The following is a 23,125-nucleotide window of genomic DNA, read 5'->3' as shown; positions in this document are numbered from 1 at the left end:
GTCGGCCGCTCCTGCGGGATGCGGGGCCTCAGACCCCGTGGACCTGCTCGTGCGTCCCGGCGGCGAGGTCGCCCTCGACCCGGCCCTTCGAGAGCCGGGTCATGACGGCGGCGATCGCGCCGTCACCGGTGACGTTGGTGGCGGTGCCGAAGGAGTCGATCGCGATGTAGGCGGCGATCATCAGGCCCACGGCCGCCTCGTCGAAGCCGAGGATCGAGGAGAGCACGCCGGCGGCGGCCATGATCGCGCCGCCGGGCACGCCGGGCGCCGCGATCATCACGATGCCGAGCATGAACACGAAGCCCAGCAGCGCCGGGACGTTCAGCTCCATGCCGGTGACGATCATGATCGCGACCGCGAAGGTGGTGATCTTCAGGGTGGAGCCCGCGAGGTGGATCGTCGCGCACAGCGGGATCACGAAGTCGGCGATCGCGTCGGGGATGCCGTTGCGCTTGGCGCACTCGGCGGTGACGGGGATGGTCGCGGCCGAGGAGCTGGTGCCCAGCGCCGTCATGTAGGCCGGGAGCATCCGGCCCAGCATCCGCAGCGGGTTCTTCCCCATCGCGAGGCCTGCGACGCCGTACTGGGCCAGCAGCACCACCACGGTCATCGCGAAGACCAGCAGGATCACGGCGAGGAAGGTGCCGATGACGGTCCAGATCTGGCCGTTCATCGTCAGGCCCAGGAACATGCCGAAGATGTACAGCGGCAGCAGCGGCACGATGATCGCCTCGATGATCCGCACGATGATGGTGCGCAGCTGCTCGAAGGACTCCTGCAGGGCACCCTTCTTCACGAGGGTCAGCCCGATGCCGAGGCAGAAGGAGAGCACCAGCGCCGTCATCACCTCGAACACCGGCGGGATCTCGATGTCGAAGTAGGCCGCGATCGCGGAGTCCTCGGGGTTCTCGAGGGCGCCGATGCTCGCGCCGTCCAGCATCCGCGGCAGCAGCACCAGCGAGATCCCGAGCGCGAACAGCCCACACAGCACGGTGGAGAGATAGGCGATGCCGGTGGTGGCGGCGAGCATCTTCCCGGCGCCGCGGCCGAGCTCGGCGATCGCCGGGGTCACCAGGCCCACGATGATCAGCGGGATGAGGAAGCCGAGGAAGCCGGAGAACACGCCGTTGAAGGTCGTGAAGACGCGGGCGATCGACTCGGGCATCACCAGGCCCAGCAGGATCGCGAGCACGATCGCGATGAGGATCCGGGGCAGGAGGCCGAAGCGGGGACGACGGGGAGCCGCGGAGGGGGTGGCCGCGGCGGGGTCAGCGGCACCGTGCACCGCCGCGGGATCCTCCGCGGCGGAGTCGACGGCGCTGTCGAGATTCGAGTTCATGAGGGTCCGGTTCGCTGAGGAGGGACGGGGACCGGGACAGCGTAGACGGCCGATGCTCGCGGGCGCGCCCCCGGGAGAAGGGCCTCCCGGTCCATGGGGACGCCGACGGGATCGACATGCAGGCCCGCGCCTCGGCCGCTCCTCCCTTGTGGCACGCCCCACAGCGCACTAGGGTTGATCGAGTGCCTGCTCACGGACGGATCGCCGCTGCCGCCTTCCGCCAGTACTCCACCTACCGGATGGCGACCGCCGCGGGCATCTTCACCAACACCGTCTTCGGGTTCATCCGCGCCTCGATCATGTTCGCCGCGATCGGAACGGCGGGCGGCGAGCTCGGCGGGTACACGATGCTGCAGGCGGCGACCTATGTGTGGCTGGGCCAGGCGCTGCTCGCCCCGATCGAGGCCTTCGGCACGCGGGAGGTGTCCCAGCGGGTCCACCAGGGCGACATCGCGGTGGACCTGCTGCGCCCCGTGGACCTGCTGAGCCTCCACTACGCGCAGAAGCTCGGCCGTGCGTCGTTCCTGCTGCTGGCCCGCGGCATCCCTCCGCTGGCGGTGGGCGCCCTGGTGACCGGGCTCGCCCTGCCCGAGCAGCCGCTGTCCTACCTGCTCGGCGCCCTCTCGCTGCTGCTCGCGATCACGGTCGCCTTCCTCGCCGACATGATGGTGAACCTCGCCGCGTTCTGGCTGGTGGAGACCCGCGGACTGACCGTCGTCTACAACGCGACGATGAACCTGCTCTCGGGCTTCCTCATCCCGATCGTGTGGTTCCCGGACTGGCTGCTGGCGATCGCGCGGGCGACCCCGTTCCCCTCGATGATCCAGACCCCGATCGACACCCTCTCGGGCCGCGTCGCGCCCGCGGAGGCGCTCGGGCTGATCGGCGTGCAGATCGGCTGGACGGCGGTGCTGGCGCTCGCGGCCTGGGCGATGCTGCGCGCCGGCACACGGAGCCTGGAGGTGCAGGGTGGCTGAGCGGGAGAGGCCGGGCGCCGCGAGCGCAGGGAGCCGGACGGGGGCGCAGGACCGCCCCGTCTCGACCGCGCGCATGGTCGCGACCCTCTACGGCTCGCGCCTGCGCTCGCAGGCGAGCTTCCGCACCAGCTTCCTCGCCGACGTGCTCGGCCAGGTGCTGATCGTGGGCACCGAGTTCCTCGAGCTGTGGGTGATCCTCTCCCAGGTCGGGGTCCTCGGCGGGATGACGCTCTCGCAGGTCGCGGTGGTCTACGGGCTCGGCGCGCTCGCCTTCGGGATCGGCGACATGTTCTTCGGGGAGATCGACGGGCTCTCGGCGCAGATCCGCTCCGGGCGCCTGGAGACGCTGCTGATCCGTCCGGTGCCGCTGCTGCTGCAGATCTCGAGCCTGGACCTCTCTCTGCGCCGCATCGGGAGGATCGCGGTGGGGCTCGGGATGTACGTGACCGCGCTGGCCATCGCGGGCTTCTCCCCGACCCCGGCGCTGCTGCTGCTCGCCGTGCTGGCCCCGTTCGCCGGGGCGCTGATCTTCGGGGCGCTGTTCACGATGGCCGGAGCGCTGCAGTTCTGGCTGGTGGACGGGCGCGAGTTCGCCAATGCCTTCACCTACGGCGGCAACTACGTCGCCACCACCCCCGGCGCCGTCTTCGCCCTGCCGATGCGTGCCTTCTTCACCTTCGTGATCCCGGCGACCCTGATCGCCTACGCCCCCGCCCTCGCGCTGCTGGGTCTGCCCGGCCCCGCCCTGGTCCCGTCCTGGACGGGCTGGATCGGCCTGCCCGTGGCGGTCCTCGCCTGGACCATCGCCCTGGTGCTCTGGCGTGCGGGGGTCCGTCGCTACACAGGAGCAGGTGGATGACCTCTCACCCCGTCCCGTCCCACCCGATCCCGTCGGACCCGTCGGCCGCCCGCAGCCCCGACGTCGAGTCCTCCCCCGCGCTCGAGCTCGCGCAGCTGCGTCGTGACTACGTCGTGCGCGCCGCCGCCCCGGGCTCCCGCCGGCGCCGGCGGCAGCGGGTGCGCGCGGTCGACGAGATCTCGCTGCGCATCGAGCGCGGAGAGGCCGTCGGCTTCGTCGGCGCGAACGGCGCCGGGAAGTCCACCACCATCAAGATGATCACCGGCATCCTGCAGCCCACGGCGGGCACCGTGCGGGTGCTGGGGCGCGACCCGGTGCCGGAGCGTCGGCGACTCGCCCGCGAGATCGGGGTGGTGTTCGGGCAGCGCTCGCAGCTGTGGTGGGACCTGCCGCTGCGGGACAGCTACCGGATCCTCGGCGCGATGCACCGCCTGACCGACCGGGCCCTCGCCGCGCGGCTGGACCGGCTCGTGGAGGGGCTGGACCTCGCCGCGTTCCTCGACCGGCCGGTGCGTCAGCTGTCGCTCGGGCAGCGGATGCGCGGGGAGGTCGCCGCGGCGCTGCTGCACTCCCCTGCCCTGGTCGTCCTCGACGAGCCGACGATCGGGCTGGACATGGTCTCCAAGGAGGGGCTGCGTCGCTTCCTGCGCGAGGACCGGGCCGAGCGCGGCACCACCCTGTTCCTCACCACCCACGACATGGGCGACGTCGAGCGGCTGTGCGACCGGATCGTGGTGGTCGCCTCCGGGCAGGTCGCCTACGACGGCGCGCTCGCCGGCTTCCGGGAGCGGCTCGGCTCGCCGCGCGAGCTCGTGCTCGACCTCGCCGCACCGCGCATCGAGGAGCTCGCGCTGCCCGAAGGGGCGCGGACCCTCGCGATCGAGGCGGAGGGGATCCGCCACCGGATCGCGTTCTCCGGGGCGGAGCTGACCGTGCCGGCGCTGCTGACCCGGATCGGCACCCAGGCCGAGGTGCAGGACCTCTCCCTCACCGAACCGGCGGTCGAGGACCTCGTGCGGCGCATCAACGCCGGGGACCGTCCGGGCTGACGACGGCGGGCTCGCCGGCGCCATCCTCCCCGGACCGGTCCGGCCGACGCCGCACCGGGCGCGCCCCTTCGTTCATGCGAGGACACACCGCGCTCCGCGACCTGCGCTGATGCACACTGGTCCACGGGGGATACTGAGAGATCCCGTCTCCCGCCCGGCAGTTCCCGCCGCGGCAGGGCACGGCGCGAGAGAAGGAGGACCATGGCCCGCTCCTACGCCACCGTCGGACAGATGCTCACCTACGCCGTCGAGCGCACGGTCAACGCCCCGGAGAGCGCCGAGCGCACCGAGCGGCCCGTGCGCGCCGACGCGATCCTCCGCCACATGCTCGAGTTCGTGCTGATGGCCCCGCGCAGCCGCCGTGCGTTCCTGCGCACGGTGCTCCGGACCGAGCGCGCCACCGGCAGCATCGTCGCCGCGCCGCGCCTGCACCGCCGCTCCCCCGACCTGGTCGCCGAGATCCTCCCGACCTCCCCGGAGTCCGATGACGGCGCCCGCCTCGGCATCGTGGTGAGCACGGAGGGGCTGCTGCGCACCACCCAGCTCGAGAAGCACCTGGCCGCGCTCGGCACCTCGGCGCACCATCTGCTGCTGGCGGTCTCGCGACGCAGCGACCTCGTCGGCGGCGAGGAGCAGCTGCCCGAGCGGGTGCAGGCCACGAGCTGGCGCTCGCTCGCCCGGCGGATGTCGAAGGCCGATCCCGGCCATCAGGCGCTGTGGGAGACGATCGGGGAGATCGGCGAGAACTCGGGTCGGCCCATCGTGCAGTACCCGGTGGAGGCGAAGCGGCTGCTGACCAAGAAGTCGGTCGCCCGGGAGTTCCGCGGCCACCTCGACGTCATGCACCGCGCCTCCCGCGACCTGCTGGGCACCAGCCCGCACTTCTCGACCCGGCGCGGCCAGACCGACGCGCACCTCCAGGCGGGGGTGCGCCTGCACCGCACCGGCCTCGAGTTCGGCGAGGTCGAGCAGGGCACGCCCGTGCACCTCCAGCGCGCCGGCCACGAGCCGATGCCGCTGGGCATCGGCCTGCCCCGCACCGACGAGGAGAGGGCGGAGGCGACGGAGCGCCTGGAGACCCTCGCCCGCCGCACGGCCTGGCGCACCGACGAGGGCGCGATGCCCGCGCCGCAGGAGCTGATCGGCGCCCCCGCCTCCCCGGAGGTGGAGGGGGCGCGCCTGCTGCTGTGGGCGGTGCTGAACCCGATGCTGCTGCGGGACCGCGGCTTCGATCTCGCGCCCGCCCGACGACAGCCGGCGCTGACCGCGACCACGATGGGGCTGCGCCTGCTCCATCGCGGCGACGAGACCGGGACCACCTACCGGATCTGGGTGGGCGGCGAGCGGGACTGGACCCATCTGATCCCGAAGGTGACGCGCGAGGCGACGGCGGACCGGCCGGAGGAGACCTATGCGGTGGCGCCCCGCAAGAGCCAGTCCACCGCGGACTTCGTCTGGGAGGTCCACCGGGCGCTGCGCTCGCTGACGATCCCGTGATCTCGCGGCCCGTGCTCGTCGGCCCCGTGCCCCGTCGGCACGGCGGCTCCGCATGGCCGGTCGGCGTGGCATGACCCGTCGGCCCCGCCGCGCCGTGCAGGGATGCGCGAGGATGGGGCCATGGATGCTTCGAGCGAGACCCCGGTGATGCACGGCGAGTACAAGGTCCGCGGCGGCAAGCTCGTCGCCGTCGACGTCACCGCCCAGGCCGGCCGGATCGCCTCCGCGCACGTGTTCGGCGACTTCTTCCTCGAGCCCGATGAGGCGCTCGAGGACCTGAACGCAGCGCTCGAGGGCATGGCGACCGACGCGACCGCCGCCGAGCTCGGCGCCGCGATCACCGACCGGCTCGCCGCCCGTCCCGAGCCGGTGCAGATGATCGGCTTCGACGCCGAGGCGGTCGCGATCGCGGTGCGGCGCGCCCTCGGGCACGCCTCGAGCTGGGACGACCTCACCTTCGACGTGATCCCGCCCGTGGTCCTGCCTCCCGTGATGCACGTGGCGCTCGACGAGGTGCTGCCGAAGGAGGTCATCGCCGGGCGGCGCCGCCCCCACTTCCGGATCTGGGACTGGGACTCCTCGCTGGTGGTGATCGGCTCCTACCAGTCGCTGCGCAACGAGATCGACGCCGAGGGCGCCGCGAAGCACGACATCGGGGTGGTGCGTCGCATCACCGGCGGCGGCGCGATGTTCATGGAGCAGGGCAACTGCATCACCTACTCCCTCGTGGTGCCGACCTCGCTGGTGGAGGGGCTGAGCTTCGAGCAGGCCTACGCGTATCTCGACGACTGGGTGATGGGCGCGCTCGCGGAGATCGGGGTGAAGGCCCACTACGTGCCGCTGAACGACATCGCCTCCGAGCAGGGCAAGATCGGCGGCGCCGCCCAGCGCCGCTTCGCGGGCGGCGTGCTGCTGCACCACGTGACGATGAGCTACGACATCGACGCCGACAAGATGGGCGAGGTGCTGCGGATCGGCCGCGAGAAGCTCTCCGACAAGGGCACCCGCAGCGCGAACAAGCGCGTGGACCCGATGCGCTCCCAGACCGGTCTCGCCCGCGAGCAGATCATCGACGGGTTCCTCGAGTACTTCCGCGCCCGCTACGACACCGTCGACTCGGAGTACACCGAGGACGAGCTCGCGAAGGCCCGCGAGCTGGTGGAGACGAAGTTCGGCACCGAGGAATGGACCGCGCGGGTGCCGTGAGCGTCGGCTGCGTCGCCGACGGGCTCATGGCGGCATCAGATGGTGCATATGCCCGACCGTGCCGCCACGGACCCGCTCAGGCCATCGGCCGCTCGGCTCGGGAAGCAGGGAAGGCCGTGGCGCGAGAGCGCTCACAGTGCTGACGCCTGCGTTGCACGGGGGCGCAGACCTGGAACAATGACCCCCATGACCGACACCGCATCGCGCCCTGACGCCCAGACCTCGATCCCCGATCGCCCCTCCCTCGAGGGCCTCGAGGAGAAGTGGGACGGCGTATGGAGCGAGCAGCAGCTCTACGCCTTCGACGAGGACACCACCCGTGACCAGGTGTTCAGCGTCGACACCCCGCCGCCCACGGCCTCGGGCTCGCTGCACATCGGCCACGTCTTCGGCTACTCGCAGGCCGACATGATCGTGCGCTACCAGCGCATGCGCGGCAAGAACTGCTTCTACCCGCTGGGCTGGGACGACAACGGCCTGCCCACCGAGCGCCGCGCCCAGAACTACTACGGGGTGCGCTGCGATCCCTCGCTCCCCTACGACCCGGACTTCACGCCCCCGATGGAGGGCGGCTCGAACAAGTCCTCCAAGGCCGCGAACCAGGTCCCGATCTCCCGCCGCAACTTCATCGAGCTGTGCGAGAAGCTGACCACGATGGACGAGAAGTCCTTCGAGGAGGTCTTCCGCACCCTGGGCCTGTCGGTGGACTGGAACCACAGCTACCAGACCATCAACGCCCACTCCCGCGCCACCTCGCAGCGCGCCTTCCTCGAGAACCTCGAGGCCGGGCAGGCGTACCAGTCCGAGGCTCCCACCATGTGGGACGTCACCTATCGCACCGCCGTCGCGCAGGCCGAGCAGGAGGACCGCGACCGCGAGGGCGCCTACCACCGCATCGGCTTCACCCGCCCCGATGGCGAGAAGGTCTTCATCGAGACCACCCGCCCCGAGCTGCTCCCTGCCTGCGTGGCCCTGGTCGCCCACCCCGACGACGAGCGCTACCAGGACCTGTTCGGCACCACCGTCACCTCTCCCCTGTTCGGGGTGGAGGTGCCCGTGAAGGCGCACCCGCTGGCCCAGGCGGACAAGGGCGCCGGCATCGCGATGATCTGCACCTTCGGCGACTCCACCGACGTGATCTGGTGGCGCGAGCTGGAGCTGCCCACCCGCTCCGTCGTCGGCCGCGACGGCCGCTTCCTGCCCGAGGCGCCGTGGATCTCCACCGACGAGGGCCAGGCCGCCTACGCCGAGCTCGCGGGCCTGACCGTGTTCAGCGCGCAGAAGCGCGTGGTCGAGATGGTCACCGAGTCCGGCGACCTCGTCGGCGAGCCGAAGAGGATCTCCCACCCGGTGAAGTTCTACGAGAACGGCGACAAGCCGCTCGAGTTCGTCACCTCCCGCCAGTGGTACCTCACCAACGGCGGCCGCGACTCCTCCGAGGGCGGGCTGCGCGACGAGCTCATCGCCCGCGGCAAGGAGCTGACCTGGCACCCCGCCTACATGGAGTCCCGCTACCGCAACTGGGTCGAGGGCCTGGCCGGCGACTGGCTGATCTCCCGCCAGCGCTTCTACGGCGTGCCCTTCCCGGTCTGGTACGGCGTGGGCGAGGACGGCGAGACCGACTACGACACGGTGCTCACCCCGTCCGTCGACGAGCTCCCGATCGATCCGACGATCGACGTGCCGGCCGGCTTCACCGAGCAGCAGCGGGACCGGGCCGGCGGCTTCGTCGCCGACCCCGACATCCTCGACACCTGGGCGACCTCGTCCTTGTCCCCGCAGCTCGCGGGCGGCTGGAACTCGGACCCCTCGCTGTTCGAGAAGGTCTACCCGATGGACCTGCGCCCGCAGGGCCACGACATCATCCGCACCTGGCTGTTCTCCACGGTCGTGCGCTCCCACCTGCAGCAGGACGCGCTGCCGTGGAAGCACGCTTCGATCAACGGCTGGATCCTGGACCCCGACCGCAAGAAGATGTCGAAGTCCAAGGGCAACGTGGTCACCCCGATCGGCCTGCTGCAGCAGCACGGCTCCGACGGCGTGCGCTACTGGGCGGGCCGTGCGCGACAGGGCGTGGACACCGCCTTCGACGAGGGGCAGATGAAGATCGGCCGACGCCTCGCGATCAAGATCCTCAACGCCTCGAAGTTCGCGCTCGGCTTCGGCGAGGCTCCCGCGGACCCGTCGGGTCGTCTCGCCGCCGACCCGGCGGTGGTCACCGATCCGCTGGACCGGGCGCTGCTCGCCCAGCTCGCGGACGTGGTCGACCAGGCCACCACCGCGTTCGAGGACATGGACTACGCCCGCAGCCTCGAGGTCGCCGAGCCCTTCTTCTGGGCGTTCTGCGACGACTACATCGAGCTGGTCAAGGAGCGCGCGCACGGCAACTCCCCGGACGGCGAGGCCGGTGCCGCCTCCGCGCGGGCCGCGCTCGCGATCGCGCTCGAGGTGCTGCTGCGCCTGTTCGCGCCCGTGATCGTCTTCGCGACCGAGGAGGTCTGGTCGTGGTGGCGCGGCGGCTCCGTGCACACCCAGCCCTGGCCGGAGTCGGCGCCGCTGCGCGAGGCCGCCCAGGGCCAGGACTCCTCGCTCGTGGACTCCGTCGCCCAGGCAGCGATCGTGGTGCGCCGCATCAAGTCCGACGCGAAGGTCTCCCAGAAGACCCCGATCCTCGCCGTGACCGTCGAGGCTCCCGAGGCGGCGCTCGCGCATCTCGAGGCCGCCGCTGCGGACCTCACGGCGCTCGGCCGGATCGAGAGGCTCGAGCTGGTCGCCGGGACGGGCGAGGAGATCACCACCCGCGACGTCGAGCTCGGCGAGCCGCCGGTCAAGCAGCCGCGCAACCAGGGCTGAGCCCGGACGACAGGGACCCGATGATGCCCACGACCGTCCGCGCCGGCTCGAGCTCCTCGCTCATGTGGGCCGGCGCGGGCGTCGTCTTCGTCGGCGTGATGACGACGCTCTACGCCGTGGCGCTGGTCGTGCAGGGCGAGCTGCTCGGCGCCGTGCTGACGGTGCTGTTCGGGCTGCTGGTGATCGCCGCCGGGGCGGCCCTGTTCCTGCTGGCGCGCCGCGCCTCGGCGCGCGTGGACCACCGCGGTGTCACCTGGTCCACGATGCTGGGGGCGCGGGGCTTCGTGCCGTGGGAGCAGATCCATCACGTCTCGGTGCCGGGGATGGGCGAACCCGGCGATGCGGTGCTCCTGTGGCTCCACGACGGCTCGGTGGTCCCGGTCGCACCTCTGCGGAAGACGCAGAGCGCCGACGACTGCACGGGCCCGCACCCGTGGTACCTGAGAGCGGGGTCCACCGTGGTCCGGGCGCACCAGCAGTGGCTCGCCGCGCATGCCGCACGAGGGCGCGCCGGAGGAGGGCACGGGCTGTCATGAGCAGGTGCCGCACGTACCGTTCCGGCGTCAACCGGATGTTCCTGTGGATGGGCGTGGCCCTCGTCGTCGTCGCGGTGCTGCTCTTCGGCGTGGTGCCGGTGCTCGGCTGGGCCCTCACACGCAGCCCTTCCCTGCTCGGGATGCTGCTCGGCCTGCCGCTGTTCGGCCTCGCCGGGGCGGTGATGGCACTGGTCGGGGCGCGGCGCCGCGTGCTCGTCGGCACGGACAGGGTGACCTGGTACGGCGTGCTCGGGGCCCCGAGCGTAGTCCTGTTCTCGGAGGTCGCCCACGTCGAGGTGCCCTCGGGGCGCCGGGGCCCCCGCGCCGTCGCGCTGCATCGCCGCGACGGCAGGGTGCAGGTGATCGGCGCGCTGGCCATGTCCTCGGGAGAGGGCGGCAACAGCGCGGACGGCGCCTACCGGGAGGCGGCGAGCGACCTCGTCGCCTCGCATGCCCGGTGGTGGGCGCTGGCCCGGGGCCCTCAGCAGGGCTGGATGCCGGAATGGCGCTGAGCCGCCGCAGCTGACCGCCGGCGCTCGGTGCTGGGTGCGACGGCGATCCGGCCGACGGCGACGCTGCTCAGAACGGCCACTTGTCGGAGACGAAGTCCGTGGCCCCCTGGAATGCACCGGAGGCGTCGCCGATCGCGTCGTCGATGTCGTAGTCGCCCGGGGTGAAGGTGTTCACGATCTGGTTGGGATGGAGAGCCACGGTGGTGGAGCCGCCGAGCCCGAGCTCCTTCGCGATCGATCCGGCGACGCTGACGGAGATCTCGTCGGTGGAGATCGTCTGCCCCGCGCCCGCCCCGACCCCGTAGCCGGCCTTCTCGCTGATCGAGGTCGAGCCCGAGAGCCAACCGCCGGGCGAGGTCGCCTCGAAGGTCTGGGTCGCCTGCGCCCCGGCGAAGGCCCGGGCGTCGAAGCCCTGGCTGAAGCCGTTGACCTGACCGTCCTCGTTGCGCGTGACGTGCGAGTACGCGTTCGCGCTGGCGTTCGCCCCGGCGTACAGGTCCTGCCTGATCGTCCCCGAATTGCCGAGCGGCCCGTCGACGGTGGCGTACTGCGAGGAGTAGGCGCCGAGCCCGGCGCGGCCGCCTGCGGCGACGCCGTCCGGTCCGAGGGTGCCTCCGGCCTCCGCGTAGCCCTCCGCGCCCACCCGGGCGCCGGCCTGGATCCCGGTCCCGAGAGGCCCTTCGAGGCGATCGTCGATGCCGATCTCCGCGCTCCCCCGCCCGCCGAGGGTCCCGGTCACGTTGCCGTACGGATCGGTGGTGACGTTGGTGCCGAGGCTGTAGTCATACCCCGCGTACCCGTCGAGGAATCCGAAGCTCTCGTCGATCTCGCGCCCGTCCCACAGCGAGTCGCCGCCGGCGATCTGCTCGCCGATCGGTCGGTCGTCCCCGTACTTCGCGCCGCGCGAGGTGAAGCCGGGATCGCCGAAGAACTCCTGCGGCCCGTCGCCGTCGCCGCCGGTGAACCAGTCCTCGAGGTCCTTGCGGAGGTGGTCGATGACGCCCGGGGTGAGGGGCAGTCCGGGGATCGGCGCGGGCAGCGGCATCAGCGGGCCCGGGAAGGGCATCGGGAACAGGTCGCGCAGGACGTCCAGCAGGCCGCCCCCGTCCCCGGCGGAGGCCTCGTCCTGCTCCTCGGCGTGGCGGCGGATCTCCTCGCCGCGGCCCTGGAGGTCCTCCGCCTTCGCGCGCAGGCCGGGCGCGATCACCCCGTGCCAGAGGGCGCGGAACGCCATCGCGTCCGGTCCCATCCACGGCACCGAGTCGATGAGCCTCGTCGCGGCGTCGGTGATCTCGTCGACCGTCCGCGATCCCTGCTCGAAGGCGGTCCCCTGCTGCCGCATCTGCTCCGTGTCGCCGCCCTGGAAGCCCGCCACCATCTCTCCCCCGAAGTCCTCGTCGCGCGACCGGACCGTGTCCGGTCCTGCCCCTGCCCCTCTGCTGCTGTCGACCGAGCCGGGCACGGCGACGCTGATCAGCCTAGGCAGGCCGCACGGCACCGACCATGGGGAGTACTCCCCATCGGCGGGCCCCGGGGCCCGCCGTGCTGCCGCGACGGCGAGGACGAGAGGAGCCCACGCTGAGCTCGTCGCCCCGCGCTAGGGTGGTCGGGCCCTCGTCCTCGACCCGCAGGGAGATCCTCGTGCAGGCCACGATCCGCAGCGCCGGTGCTCGGGTGAACGTCGTCGTCGGCCCCATGGTCGCCCTGATCGGCGTGGCCGCTCTGCTCGCCGGGGCCGTCCTGTCGATCGCGCTGGAGACGGCCTGGTTCATGATGTTCCTGATCCCCGCGGCGATGGGGATCGGCGCCGGACTGCTCCTCCTCCGCGGCGCCCGCCGGTCCCGCCTGCAGATCGACCCGGAGGGCTTCACCTGGTGCGGATTCGTCGGCGCGGAGCAGTCGCTGCGCTGGCAGGAGATCCACCAGCTGCTGCCGCCCCCGCCCACGAGCCGACGGGTGGTCGCGATCGCGCAGCTGCGCGACGGCCGCCAGGTCGAGGTGCGGGCCCTGTGGGAGTCGCCGACCTCGCCGGCCGCGCTGCTCGGGCCCTCGGACCACAGCCGCGCCCAGAACGCCCTGCTCGGCGCGCACCGCGCCTGGCTCGCCGGCCACCGCTGACGCCCGCGGCGCGGCAGAGCCCGCCCCTGGAGGTCAATGCTCCACCGGGCTGTGGCCGAGGCGGGCGGTGCACCCGGGCGCGTCACGGCCCGCGCTCAGCGCACGATCTCCCGGTGCCCGGCGTCCACGCGACGGGTCCAGCCGCGGCCGTCGAGATGCTCGAGCAGCGGGATCGCGACGCGGCGCGTCGTCCCCAGCGCCTGGCGGGCCTCGCTGGTGGTGAAGGGCTGCTCGAGCCGGGCCAGCTCCCGCATGGCGAGCGCGGGCGCGGCGGGCAGCAGCACGACCTCGTCGGGCAGTCGCAGCAGCCGGCCCTGCGCTGCGGCGGCGGCGAGCTCGCGGGCACCGAGGCGGAGGGCGGCGAGGTCCTCGGCCTCCGGGGCGCGGAAGGGGGTCTCGGCGAGCCGTCGTTCGAGCTGTGCGACCCCGGACTCGGCGGCGCCGAGTCCTGCGGCGGCGGACGGGTCCTTCACGCGGCCGGCCTCGAGCGTGAGGCCGGCGGCGGCCACGACCGCGTCGAGCAGCTCCGGGGCGGGCAGCGCCAGCGCGTCGGCGGCGGCCTTGCGGGGCAGGCCGGCGGAGAGCGGATCGGCCTGAACGGCCTCGGCGACGAGGACGGTCAGCCTCTCCCGCCAGTCGGCGAGCGCCCGAGCGTCGACGAGCTGCTCGCCGCGGCGCTCCACCCCGTCGGGCAGCTCCTCGGGGACGGCGAGGCCGAAGCGGCGCAGCACCTGCTCGCTCACGGCGCCGCGGCGTGCGACCTCCCCGGCGAGGTCCCCGCCCGCGGGCATCGACTCGAGCACGGCCTGTCGCCGGCGGCCGTCGCCGCGCCGCGCCAGGGCGGGCGGGTCGACGTCGAGGACGCGAACCCCGCTGCGCACAGCGTGGCTGCCGCTGCCGCGCAGCACGAGCGCGTCCCCGACGGCCAGCGGCAGCGGGCGTTCGAGGGTGAGCCGGGCATGCTCCTCGCCGAAGGGGCGCACCCGCGCGGTGACCTGGGCGGTGCCGAGGTGGGCGATCAGCTCGCCCGGGGCGCCCGCGAGGTCCTCGCCGGTGGTGCGGCGCACGTCGACCTGGGTGCTGAGGTGCCACGCCCCGGGGGTGATCAGCGCGTCGCCGCGACCGACCTGCTCCGCGTCGACACCGCGGAGGTTCACCGCGGCGCGGCTGACGGGGCCGAGCTCGGCGAGCCCTCCGCCGCGGGACTGCAGACCGCGGACCTGCACCTCGGTCCCCTCACCCCCGGGCTCCGCACCGCCGTGCGTGCCGGTCAGCTCCAGCCGGTCCTCGCGGCACAGGGTGCCGGCGGCGAGGGTCCCGGTGATCACGGTGCCGGCGCCGGAGACGGTGAAGGCACGGTCCACCCACAGCCGCACCCGCTGCCCGAGGTCGGGACGGCGTGCAGCGGCGACGAGCTCATCGAGCTGCACGCGCAGCGCGTCCATCCCCTCCCCGGTCACGGCGGAGACCGCGAGAGCGGGCGCGGCGGCGAGTCCGGTGCCGGCGAGCTCCGTGCGGGCCTGGGCGATGACCTCCGGGACCCTGTCGGGAGCGAGGTCGGCGCGGGTGATCACGAGCAGGCCCTGGTCGATGCCGAGGGCGGCGACGGCGTCGCGATGGTCGCTGGACTGGGCCTGCCAGCCCTCGTCGGCCGCGACGACGAAGCAGACGATGGGGGCGGGGCCGATGCCGGCGAGCATGTTGCCGAGGAACCGCTCGTGGCCGGGCACGTCGACGAAGGAGACCTCCTGACCGGAGGGCAGGACGGTCCAGGCGAAACCGAGGTCGATCGTGAGGCCGCGCCGCTTCTCCTCGGCGAGGCGGTCCGGCTCGATGCCGGTCAGCGCGCGGATCAGGGTGGACTTGCCGTGGTCGACGTGCCCGGCGGTGGCGATGACCTGCATCATCGCGCGAGATCCTGCTCAGCATCCTGCGCGGAGGCGCGCTCGGGGCGACGGCGGTCCTCGCGGACGCGCAGCCGTTCCCTTGCCGCGGCGACGGCGCCGACCAGCGTGTCCTCGTCCTCGGCGGGCACGCAGCGCAGGTCCAGCAGGCACGCGCCGCCCTGGACGGTGCCGACGACGGCCGGGTCCCCGGTGCGGAGCTCCGCGGCGAGCTCCTCCTCGAGCGCGATCGCCCAGCCGGGCAGCGGCACCTCGGCCCCTCCCCCGCCGCCGACGCGGCCGTCATGGGCGATAGTTCGGCCGCCGAGCCGGGCGGCGAGCGCGTCGGTCCGCTCCCGCAGCGTGTCCGGGTCGGTGCGCAGCGCCGTGAGGACGGGCGGGACGGGTCCGGCGAGGGTCGCCTCGATCGCGGCGAGCGCGAGCTTGTCGGCGCGGACCGCACGGGCCAGCGGGTTGCGGGCGAGGCGCGCGATCACCTCGCGTCGGCCCAGCAGGATCCCGGTCTGAGGACCGCCGAGAAGCTTGTCGCCGCTGGTGATGACCACGTCGGCGCCCGCGGTGAGGGCCGAGGCGGCATCGGGCTCGTCGGGCAGCACGGGCTCGGGGCGCAGCAGTCCCGAGCCGAGATCGGCGATCAGCGGCATCCCGTGCTCGTGCGCGAGCGCGGCGAGCTCGGCGATCCCGACCTCGCTGGTGAAGCCCTCGATGCGGTAGTTGCTGGTGTGAACCTTGAGGATCGCGCCGACGGACGACTCGTCCGCGGGAGCCGGCCGCGCGCCCGGTCCCGGGGCGGCGGCGCCCTGCTCCCCGCCGGTCCCGGCCGTGAGCGCGTCGCGATAGTCGCTCGCATGGGTGCGATTGGTGGTGCCGACCTCCCGCACCCGCGCCCCGGCGGAGGCGACGAGCTCCGCGAGCCGGAACCCGGCCCCGATCTCGACGAGCTCCCCGCGGCTCCACAGCACCTCGCGGCCCGCGGCGAGCGCCGTCGTGGCCAGCAGCAGGGCGGCCGCGCCGTTGTTCACCACGAGCGCATCCTCCGCCGCGGGGCAGGCGGCGAGCAGCGCGGACCGCGCTCCGGCGCCGCGGCGGGAGCGGGCGCCGGTGGCGAGGTCGAACTCGACGTCGGTGTACCCGGCGGCGTCCTGGACCGCCTGCCGGGCCGCGGGCGAGAGCGGGGCCCGGCCGAGGTTGGTGTGGACGATGACGCCGGTCGCGTTCAGCACGGGGCGCAGCGTGGAGGCGCTGTGCTCCCCGAGGGAGGCGAGCACCGCGGCGGTCACGTCCTCCGGGGCGATCTCGCCGCGGCGGGCCTGGTCCTGGGCGGCGCGGACCAGGTCGTGCACCACGCGCTCCCCCATCGCGCCGCTCGCCGCGGCGACCTCGGGCAGGGCGAGCAGGCGATCCGTGCGCGGGATCCGCCGACGGGGGTCCCCTGCGCCGGGGCCTGACCTGCCGGGGCCTGCCGTGCCGGGGCCCTTCGCGTCGTGGCCGATGGCGCCGTGGCCTCCCCGGCCCGGGGTCGTCGTGCCCTCGGCGTCGCTCGGGGACTGGGGCACGGGACCTCCTGCGCACGGGATCGGAGCGTCCGCCCGGCGGCGGACGGCAGAATTGGCGGAGGCGGACGGGAATCGAACCCGCCAGACCGAGATGCTCGGTCTCACCAGTTTTGAAGACTGGGGCGCCCACCAGGACACGTACGCCTCCGCGGGCGACGATATCACCGCCGGACCTGGGACGACGCTCGCCCTCCCCAGGCGGCCCGGGCTAGGGTCGGGCCATGAGCGACTCCCCCATCCAGCCCCTGGCCCGCCCCGAGATCCGCCTGACCACGATGGCGCACGGAGGCGGCTGCGCCTCGAAGATCCCGCCGGGCGAGCTCGAGGAGGTCGTCTCCTCCCTCGCCGGGCAGCAGTACGACCAGGTGATCGTGGGCCTGGACGACGGGGACGACGCCGCCGCCGTGCGGATCGGCGGGCCCGACGGCGACACGGCTGTGCTCTCCACCGCGGACTTCTTCACCCCCGTGGTCGACGACGCCCACGACTGGGGCCGGATCGCGGCCGCGAACGCGCTCAGCGACATCTACGCGATGGGCGGCGACCCCGTGGTCGCGATCAACCTCGTCGGCTGGCCCCGCGAGGTCCTGCCCTACGAGCTGCTGCAGGAGGTGCTCGCCGGCGGTCTCGCGATCGCGACGGAGGCCGGGGTGCCTGTCATCGGCGGGCACTCGGTCGACGATCCCGAGCCCAAGTACGGCATGGCCGTCACCGGCACCGCCCGCCCGGACCGTCTGCTGCGCAACGACGCCGCGGAGGCCGGCCTGCCGATCTCGCTGACGAAGCCGCTCGGGGTGGGCCTGCTGAACAACCGCATGAAGTCCACCGGCGAGGTCTCCGCCGCCGCGATCGAGGTGATGACGACCCTGAACCGGGATGCCTCGAAGGCGGCTCTCGCCGCCGGGGCGAGGGCCGCGACCGATGTGACGGGCTTCGGCCTGCTGGGCCACCTGTACAAGATGGGCCGCGCGTCCGGGGTCGGGATGATCCTGGACCGGGCCGCGGTGCCGCTGGTCGACGGCGCGGCGGAGGCGCTGCGGGACGGGTTCGTCTCCGGCGGGACGCGACGGAACCTCGAGTGGGTGCGCCATGCGGTCCAGGCCGGCCCCGGAATCGACGAGGACGATCTGCTGCTGCTCGCCGATGCGCAGACCTCGGGCGGCCTGCTGGTGATCGGCGAGGTGCCCGGCTATCCGGTGATCGGCGAGACCGTCGCGGGCGAGGGCATCCAGGTCCGCTGAACGCGCCCGCGGGTCCGCCCGTTCAGCCGGCGGTGGTGATCGAGTCGTCGGTGATGCCGGCGGCGCGGCGGGCCGCCAGGCGCGCCTTCTGCGGCTCGATCACGCGGCGCGGGTCCTTCACGGACTCGAGCCCGGCGTTCAGCACCCCGAAGCGGGTCAGCGCCGAGGCGGTCAGCAGCGCGGCGCCGCTCGCCGCCGCGATCACGCGGCTGCGCCCGCCGAGGAGGGTGCCGATGCCGCCCGCGATCGCGAGGCGCTCCGCCCAGGTCAGGAGCTTGCCCGGCGTCCCGGTCTCGAGCGGCTCCCGCTCCAGGGGATGCATCGACTCCTTCATCAGGTGCATGCTCGCCACGTCCCCGGCGACCCCCGCGGCCGCGAGGAGCCGGGCGGGACCGGCCTCGGCGACAGGGGTGGTGACCATCGCGGCACCGCCGGCGGCGAGGCTCGCGGAGGAGGCGAAGAGGTAGGAGAGGTGGCCGCGGCCTGCCTCCCAGGTGGGGACCACGGTGTTGCCCAGCAGCGCACCGGTGTACGAGGCGAGCAGCGGGGCGAGGGCGACCTGGCCGAGGGAGGCCGGCCCCTCGGCGGCCCTGAGCAGGGGGCGCAGCGCCCCGAGCGGGAGCTTCTCCCCCGCCAGGCGGTCGACCTCGAGCGCGCCGAGCACGCCGGACAGCGAGGCGAAGCCTCCCACCACCCAGGTGCCGAGGCTCATGGGGCTGGTGACCTTGACCGTGCGCATCATGTTCAGGAACCGCTCGGGGCGGCCGAGATCCTCGATGAGCGCCAGCGTGCCGACACCGACGGTGCCGAGCGCCGTGAGGCGCGCATTGCGCCGCAGCAGCGGGCGATCCGTGCACTGCGCCCCGAAGGCCAGCAGGCCCGAGCCGCCGGCGACGCCGCCGAGGAACAGGTAGACGGCGATCGGGGCCTTCCACGGCGGGGCCTTGACCACGGGCCGACCGTAGTAGGAGTCGTACTGCTCGGACCGCTCGATCTCGACGTCCTCGACGACCGCGCCCTCGCGGGAGCCGTCGCCCATCCCGACCTCGCCGAGGCCGCGGCGGCGTCGGCGCTTCCCTCCGCCGCGCCGGCGGGGCTTCTCCGGCGGACGGTCCGCGTCGTACTCGGTGATGCTCATCGACGCGCCCCCAGGAAGGACAGCGCGACGGCCGCGACCATGCCCGCAGCCGCGATGCCGGTGCGGGCGTAGAGCTTCGGCAGCGCCTTGGTGGGCACCTGGGGGTCCGGCGGGAGGCCGTACACCTCGGGCTCGTCCAGCAGCAGGAACACCGAGCCGGTGCCGCCCACGCCGTCCTTGGGGTTCGCGCCGTACAGCCGCGCCTCGGTCATGCCGCGCTCGTGCAGGTCGGCGACCCGCTGCTTCGCGTCGGCGGTGAGGTCCGGGTGGTCGCCGAAGGTGATCGACTGGGTGGGGCACGTCGCGGAGCAGGCGGGCTGCTCGCCGTCGACGAGCCGGTCGTAGCACAGCGTGCACTTGCTCGCGGTGTTGCGGCGGGGGTCCTCCTCCTCGCGCACGGCGAACGGGGAGACGGTGCCGTCGTCGCGGCGCTCGATGACGCCGAAGGGGCAGGCGCTCACGCAGGTGCCGCAGCCGTTGCACACGTCCTGCTGCACCACGACGGAGCCGTACTCGGAGCGGAAGATCGCACCGGTCGGGCAGACGTCCAGGCAGCCGGCGTTCGTACAGTGCTTGCACACGTCCGACGACATCAGCCAGCGGAACTCGGGGGTGTCCGGCGGGGTGCGGTCCACGCCCGAGAGGTCACCGGCGGGGGTCGCGCCGCGCTTGCCGGAGGACTTCGGGCCGATGCCCGGCATGCCGAGGCTGACGAGCTTGCGCCCGGACTCCCGCGCCTCCTCGATCCGCTCCTGGCCCTGCTCGACGAAGGCGACGTGGCGCCAGGTGTTCGCGCCGAGCGCGCCGGTGTTGTCGTAGCTCGACCCGAGGATCTCGAGGTTGCCGTCGATCGGGTTGCGGTTCCACTCCTTGCACGCCACCTCGCAGGCCTTGCAGCCGATGCAGATGGAGGTGTCGGTGAAGAACCCCTTGCGCTCGTGGTCGTGGTCCCATCCCGCGTCCGCGGAGGGTCCTTCCGGTCCGGCGAGCAGGCTCATCGGTTCCTCATCTCCTTCATCGACGGCTCCCCCGTGGGCACGGCCGAGGCCTCCTCGGGTCCGCGCACCTCATGGGCCGTGGCCTCGACGGCCGGGCCCGCTCCGGGCGCGCCCTCGGCCCCGTCGACCTGCGGGTGCAGCGCGGGGATCAGACCGGCCCTGCGGCGGTACTCCTCCACCAGCTCGGCGCGGCCCGCCCCGCGGGGGCGGCGGCCCGGCAGGATCGTGCACGAGTTGTTCTTGCTGTTCTGGATCTGCGTGTTGGCATCGAGGTTCATCCCGATCAGGTCGTTCGCGCCGTCACCCTGCACGACGGCCGACTCACCACGGCCCCAGTGGAAGGGCAGGCCGATCTGGTGGACGGTGCGCCCACCCACCTGCAGCGGGGTCATCCGCTCGGTGACCAGGACCTTCGCCTCGATCGCGTTGCGCGCCGAGACGATCGTGGCCCAGCCGTACGGCTCGAGGCCCAGCTCCTCGGCGAGCTCCGGGGAGACCTCGCAGTACATCTCCGGCTGGAGCTCGGAGAGGTAGGGCAGGAAGCGGCTCATGCCGCCCGCCGTGTGGTGCTCGGTGATCCGGTAGGTGGTGAACACGTACGGGTACACCTCGCCGCCCGCGCCCATCGCGCCCGGGGAGCTGAGGTTGTCCTCGTCCCGGAAGGTGACGCGCGTGGGGTTGGACTGCTGCTCGTACAGCGGGTTGCGGATGTTCGACTCCGGCGACTCGTAGTGCGTCGGCATCGGGCCGTCCACCATCCCGGTGGGGGCGAACAGCCAGCCCCGCCCGTCGGCCTGCATGATGAACGCATCCGTGCCGGCCAGCGCCGCGGCGCCGCCCTTGCTCGGATCGCCCGGGTCGTCGGGCCGCTTGGTCGGCGGGAAGTCGGGGACGTCCCTGCCGGTCCACGTCCCGGCCTCCTCGTCCCACCAGACCCACTTCTTCCGCTCGCTCCAGGGCCGGCCCTCGGGGTCGGCGGAGGCGCGGTTGTAGAGGATCCGACGGTTCGCGGGCCAGGCCCAGCCCCAGTCGGCGGCGGTCTCGTCCTGCTCCTGGCCGGGGGTGCGCCTGCGGGCGCGGTTCACGCCGCCCGCGTTGACGCCGGCGTAGATCCAGCAGCCGCCCATCGTGGAGCCGTCGTCCTTCATCTCGCCGAAGGAGGCGAGCGGCTGCCCGGCCTTCTCCCCGGCCAGGTGCTCGCCGTTGATCTCGGCGAGGACGGCCTCCGCATCGGGCTCCCCGTGCTCGTTGACGGGGTAGTCCCAGGTCAGCTCCAGGATCGGCTGATCGCGCGGGTCGGTGGAGCCGGTGAGCTTCTCCCGCACCCGACGTCCCAGCTCGTACATGAACTCGAGGTCGCTCCTGGCGTCGCCCGGCGGCTCCACGGCCTGGTCGCGCCACTGCACCATGCGCTGGGTCTGCGTGAACGACCCGGCCTTCTCGGTGTGGTTCGCGGCCGGCAGGAAGAACATCTCGGTGCCGATCTGCTCCGGGGAGAGCTCCCCGGACTCGATCTCCGGACCGTCCTTCCAGAAGCTGGCCGACTCGATCATGTAGAAGTCGCGCACCACCATCCACTTCAGGTGCGTCAGGCCCAGGCGCTGCATGCGCCCGTTGGCCGAGCCGACCGCGGGGTTCTGGCCGAACAGGAAGTACCCGTCGACGCCGCCCTCGAGCATCCGCATCAGGGTCTGGTAGGTGCCGTGCGCGCCGGTGAGCCGGGGCAGCTTGTGGAAGCCCCAGTCGTTCTCGGCGGTGGCGTGCTTGCCCCACCAGGCCTTGAGCAGGTTGATCGTGTAGACGTCGGCGTTGGCCCAGAAGCCCTTCTGCTCCTTCTTCCCCATCGCGCGGGTGTACTCGTGGAAGTCGTCCTGCCCGGCCTTCGGCATCGGCAGGTAGCCGGGGAGGATGTGGTAGAGCGTCGGGATGTCGGTGGATCCCTGGATCGTGGCGTGCCCTCGCAGCGCCATGATGCCGCCGCCGGGGCGGCCCACGTTGCCCATGAGCAGCTGGAGGATCCCGGAGGTGCGGATCATCTGCGCGCCGCCCTGGTGCTGGGTCCAGCCCAGCGCGTAGGCGAACATCGTCGTCTTCTCCCGGCCCGAGTTCTCCGCGATGGCGTCGGCCAGGTACGCGAAGTCCTCCGGGGAGATGCCGCAGGTCTCCTGCACCATCTCCGGGGTGTAGCGCGCGTAGTGACGCTTCAGGATCTGGAACACGGTGCGGGGGTGCTGCAGCGTCTCGTCGCGATCGGGCAGGCCGCGCGTGACCATGTCCGGGTCGCCGGCGTACGCCCAGGTGGAGTTGTCGTAGGTGCCGGTCTCCGGGTCGTAGCCGGAGAACAGCCCGTCGAGGTCCTCGGGGTCGCCGTACGCCTCGGAGATGAGCGTCGAGGCGTTGGTGTACGCCTGCACGTACTCCTTGAAGTACAGCTCGTTCTCGAGCACGTGCCGGATCACGCCGCCGAGCAGCACGATGTCCGTGCCGGTGCGGATCGGGATGTGCCGGTCGGCGTTGGCGGAGGTGCGCGTGAACCGCGGGTCGACGTGGATGACCCGGGAGCCGCGCTTGCGCGCCTCGATCACCCATTGGAAGGCGACCGGATGGGCCTCGGCCATGTTCGAGCCCTCGATGACGATGAGGTCAGCGTTGGCGAAGTCCTGCACCGTGTTCGTGGCACCGCCACGACCGAACGAGGCTCCCAGACTGGGAACCGTGGCGGAGTGTCATATGCGGGCCTGGTTCTCCATCTGGATGGCGCCCGCGGCGGTGAAGAACTTCTTGATCAGATAGTTCTCCTCGTTGTCGATGGTCGCGCCGCCGAGGCTCGCGATGCCCATCGTCCGCCGGAGGGGGTTGCCCTGCTCGTCCTCGTCCTCCCAGTGCTTCCGGCGCGCCTCGAGGAAGCGGTCCGCGATCATGTCCATCGCGGTGTCGAGGTCGAGGTCCTCCCACTCGGTCCCGTAGGGGCGGCGGTAGCGGACCTTCGTCTGGCGCAGGTAGGAGTTCGCGAGCTGCTCGCTCGCGGCACCCTTCGGGCACAGCCGACCCCGGGAGACCGGGGAGTCCGGGTTGCCCTCGATGTTGATGACGCGTCCGTCCTTGTGGAAGACGCGCTGGCTGCAGCCGACGGCGCAGTACGGGCAGACGCTGTCGGTGACACCGTCCGCCTCCGCGGTGCGCGGCATCGTGCTGCGGGTCCGCGGGGACGTGACGGCGGTGCCGCGTCCCGTCGGATCCGCCCCGCGAAGCTGCCGGATCACCGGCCAGTCGAGGAACGTCTTTCGAGCCATGTCCCGGATGCTATCAGCGGTTTCGGCCCGAAGGGCGTGTTCGACGAGG

At 72.8% G+C, this 23,125-nt stretch carries 17 protein-coding genes and 1 tRNA gene; 10 read left to right on the top strand and 8 right to left on the bottom strand.

Features of this window, described 5'->3' with window-relative positions:
• Positions 1-28 precede the first annotated feature (28 nt).
• Positions 29-1,339: a dicarboxylate/amino acid:cation symporter gene (locus A4A78_RS10790; protein WP_062949097.1), complete on the bottom strand. Its 1,311-nt coding sequence runs from the start codon at positions 1,337-1,339 to the stop codon at positions 29-31.
• A gap of 182 nt (positions 1,340-1,521) precedes the next feature.
• Here A4A78_RS10790 and A4A78_RS10785 point away from each other — a divergent pair, with 182 nt between their 5' ends.
• From A4A78_RS10785 to A4A78_RS10750, 8 genes are all read left to right on the top strand, one after another.
• Entirely contained in the window at positions 1,522-2,316 is a 795-nt protein-coding gene (locus A4A78_RS10785; protein ID WP_062949095.1) for an ABC-2 family transporter protein, read from the top strand.
• Between the two features lie 73 nt (positions 2,317-2,389).
• On the top strand, positions 2,390-3,175 hold the full coding sequence (locus tag A4A78_RS10780; RefSeq protein WP_062949093.1) for an ABC transporter permease: 786 nt from the start codon (positions 2,390-2,392) through the stop codon (positions 3,173-3,175).
• The gene (locus A4A78_RS10775) at positions 3,172-4,224 is read left to right on the top strand and encodes an ATP-binding cassette domain-containing protein (protein WP_197466669.1); all 1,053 of its coding nucleotides are present in this window, start codon (positions 3,172-3,174) and stop codon (positions 4,222-4,224) included. Before A4A78_RS10780 ends, A4A78_RS10775 begins: the two co-directional genes overlap by 4 nt.
• A gap of 201 nt (positions 4,225-4,425) precedes the next feature.
• Entirely contained in the window at positions 4,426-5,721 is a 1,296-nt protein-coding gene (locus A4A78_RS10770; RefSeq protein WP_062949091.1) for a hypothetical protein, read from the top strand.
• Between the two features lie 147 nt (positions 5,722-5,868).
• Positions 5,869-6,927 carry a biotin/lipoate A/B protein ligase family protein gene (locus A4A78_RS10765; protein ID WP_062949847.1) on the top strand — a complete coding sequence of 353 codons (1,059 nt, stop codon included), beginning with the start codon at positions 5,869-5,871 and terminating at the stop codon, positions 6,925-6,927.
• A 186-nt stretch (positions 6,928-7,113) separates the two neighbouring features.
• A complete protein-coding gene (valS, locus tag A4A78_RS10760; protein ID WP_062949089.1) occupies positions 7,114-9,780 on the top strand; it encodes a valine--tRNA ligase in 2,667 nt (888 codons plus the stop codon).
• Positions 9,781-9,800: 20 nt separating this feature from the next.
• A complete protein-coding gene (locus A4A78_RS10755; RefSeq protein WP_062949087.1) occupies positions 9,801-10,316 on the top strand; it encodes a hypothetical protein in 516 nt (171 codons plus the stop codon).
• On the top strand, positions 10,313-10,828 hold the full coding sequence (locus tag A4A78_RS10750) for a hypothetical protein (protein ID WP_062949085.1): 516 nt from the start codon (positions 10,313-10,315) through the stop codon (positions 10,826-10,828). Before A4A78_RS10755 ends, A4A78_RS10750 begins: the two co-directional genes overlap by 4 nt.
• A 67-nt stretch (positions 10,829-10,895) precedes the next feature.
• Here the strand turns inward: A4A78_RS10750 and A4A78_RS10745 are convergent, their stop codons facing one another.
• Positions 10,896-12,206 (bottom strand): hypothetical protein, encoded by a 1,311-nt coding sequence (locus tag A4A78_RS10745; RefSeq protein ID WP_062949083.1) that lies wholly within the window; start codon positions 12,204-12,206, stop codon positions 10,896-10,898.
• A gap of 263 nt (positions 12,207-12,469) precedes the next feature.
• On the opposite strand from A4A78_RS10745, the gene A4A78_RS10740 reads away from it, so the two are divergent.
• Positions 12,470-12,946, top strand: coding sequence for a hypothetical protein (locus tag A4A78_RS10740; RefSeq protein ID WP_062949845.1), 477 nt, complete (start codon positions 12,470-12,472; stop codon positions 12,944-12,946).
• A gap of 95 nt (positions 12,947-13,041) precedes the next feature.
• Here A4A78_RS10740 and A4A78_RS10735 read toward each other — a convergent pair whose 3' ends face one another.
• The 3 genes from A4A78_RS10735 to A4A78_RS10725 form a co-directional block, all read right to left on the bottom strand.
• Entirely contained in the window at positions 13,042-14,850 is a 1,809-nt protein-coding gene (locus A4A78_RS10735; RefSeq protein ID WP_062949843.1) for a SelB C-terminal domain-containing protein, read from the bottom strand.
• Positions 14,850-16,265: an L-seryl-tRNA(Sec) selenium transferase gene (locus A4A78_RS10730; RefSeq protein WP_156488623.1), complete on the bottom strand. Its 1,416-nt coding sequence runs from the start codon at positions 16,263-16,265 to the stop codon at positions 14,850-14,852. The genes A4A78_RS10735 and A4A78_RS10730 overlap by 1 nt, the downstream gene beginning before the upstream one ends.
• 194 nt (positions 16,266-16,459) lie before the next feature.
• A tRNA-Sec gene (locus tag A4A78_RS10725) sits at positions 16,460-16,554 on the bottom strand.
• A 97-nt stretch (positions 16,555-16,651) separates the two neighbouring features.
• Between A4A78_RS10725 and selD the strand changes: the two genes are divergently transcribed.
• The gene (gene selD / locus A4A78_RS10720; RefSeq protein ID WP_369816763.1) at positions 16,652-17,647 is read left to right on the top strand and encodes a selenide, water dikinase SelD; all 996 of its coding nucleotides are present in this window, start codon (positions 16,652-16,654) and stop codon (positions 17,645-17,647) included.
• A 22-nt stretch (positions 17,648-17,669) separates the two neighbouring features.
• Here the strand turns inward: selD and nrfD are convergent, their stop codons facing one another.
• The 3 genes from nrfD to fdnG are packed head-to-tail and all read right to left on the bottom strand — an operon-like array spanning position 17,670 to position 23,076.
• Positions 17,670-18,785, bottom strand: a complete 1,116-nt coding sequence (nrfD, locus tag A4A78_RS10715) for an NrfD/PsrC family molybdoenzyme membrane anchor subunit (RefSeq protein ID WP_062949079.1) — start codon at positions 18,783-18,785, stop codon at positions 17,670-17,672.
• Entirely contained in the window at positions 18,782-19,783 is a 1,002-nt protein-coding gene (locus A4A78_RS10710) for a 4Fe-4S dicluster domain-containing protein (RefSeq protein WP_062949077.1), read from the bottom strand. The genes nrfD and A4A78_RS10710 overlap by 4 nt, the downstream gene beginning before the upstream one ends.
• Positions 19,780-23,076 (bottom strand): formate dehydrogenase-N subunit alpha, encoded by a 3,297-nt coding sequence (gene fdnG, locus A4A78_RS10705; protein ID WP_231881016.1) that lies wholly within the window; start codon positions 23,074-23,076, stop codon positions 19,780-19,782. The genes A4A78_RS10710 and fdnG overlap by 4 nt, the downstream gene beginning before the upstream one ends.
• Positions 23,077-23,125 lie beyond the last annotated feature (49 nt).

Origin of the sequence: Brachybacterium sp. sponge, from assembly GCF_001613775.1 — a bacterium.
GTDB lineage: Bacteria > Actinomycetota > Actinomycetes > Actinomycetales > Dermabacteraceae > Brachybacterium > Brachybacterium conglomeratum.
This window is presented reverse-complemented; position numbering and strand designations above follow the sequence as displayed.

Bases quoted from the DNA above. Each gene is read 5' to 3' on its own strand.
- A4A78_RS10765 (WP_062949847.1), top strand. From the start codon at position 5,869: ATGCACGGCGAGTACAAGGTCCGCGGCGGCAAGCTCGTCGCCGTCGAC.
- A4A78_RS10775 (WP_197466669.1), top strand. From the start codon at position 3,172: ATGACCTCTCACCCCGTCCCGTCCCACCCGATCCCGTCGGACCCGTCG.
- A4A78_RS10790 (WP_062949097.1), bottom strand. From the start codon at position 1,339: ATGAACTCGAATCTCGACAGCGCCGTCGACTCCGCCGCGGAGGATCCC.
- A4A78_RS10745 (WP_062949083.1), bottom strand. From the start codon at position 12,206: ATGGTGGCGGGCTTCCAGGGCGGCGACACGGAGCAGATGCGGCAGCAG.
- valS (WP_062949089.1), top strand. From the start codon at position 7,114: ATGACCGACACCGCATCGCGCCCTGACGCCCAGACCTCGATCCCCGAT.
- A4A78_RS10755 (WP_062949087.1), top strand. From the start codon at position 9,801: ATGATGCCCACGACCGTCCGCGCCGGCTCGAGCTCCTCGCTCATGTGG.
- nrfD (WP_062949079.1), bottom strand. From the start codon at position 18,785: ATGAGCATCACCGAGTACGACGCGGACCGTCCGCCGGAGAAGCCCCGC.
- A4A78_RS10780 (WP_062949093.1), top strand. From the start codon at position 2,390: ATGGTCGCGACCCTCTACGGCTCGCGCCTGCGCTCGCAGGCGAGCTTC.
- A4A78_RS10770 (WP_062949091.1), top strand. From the start codon at position 4,426: ATGGCCCGCTCCTACGCCACCGTCGGACAGATGCTCACCTACGCCGTC.
- A4A78_RS10750 (WP_062949085.1), top strand. From the start codon at position 10,313: ATGAGCAGGTGCCGCACGTACCGTTCCGGCGTCAACCGGATGTTCCTG.
- A4A78_RS10735 (WP_062949843.1), bottom strand. From the start codon at position 14,850: ATGCAGGTCATCGCCACCGCCGGGCACGTCGACCACGGCAAGTCCACC.
- A4A78_RS10710 (WP_062949077.1), bottom strand. From the start codon at position 19,783: ATGAGCCTGCTCGCCGGACCGGAAGGACCCTCCGCGGACGCGGGATGG.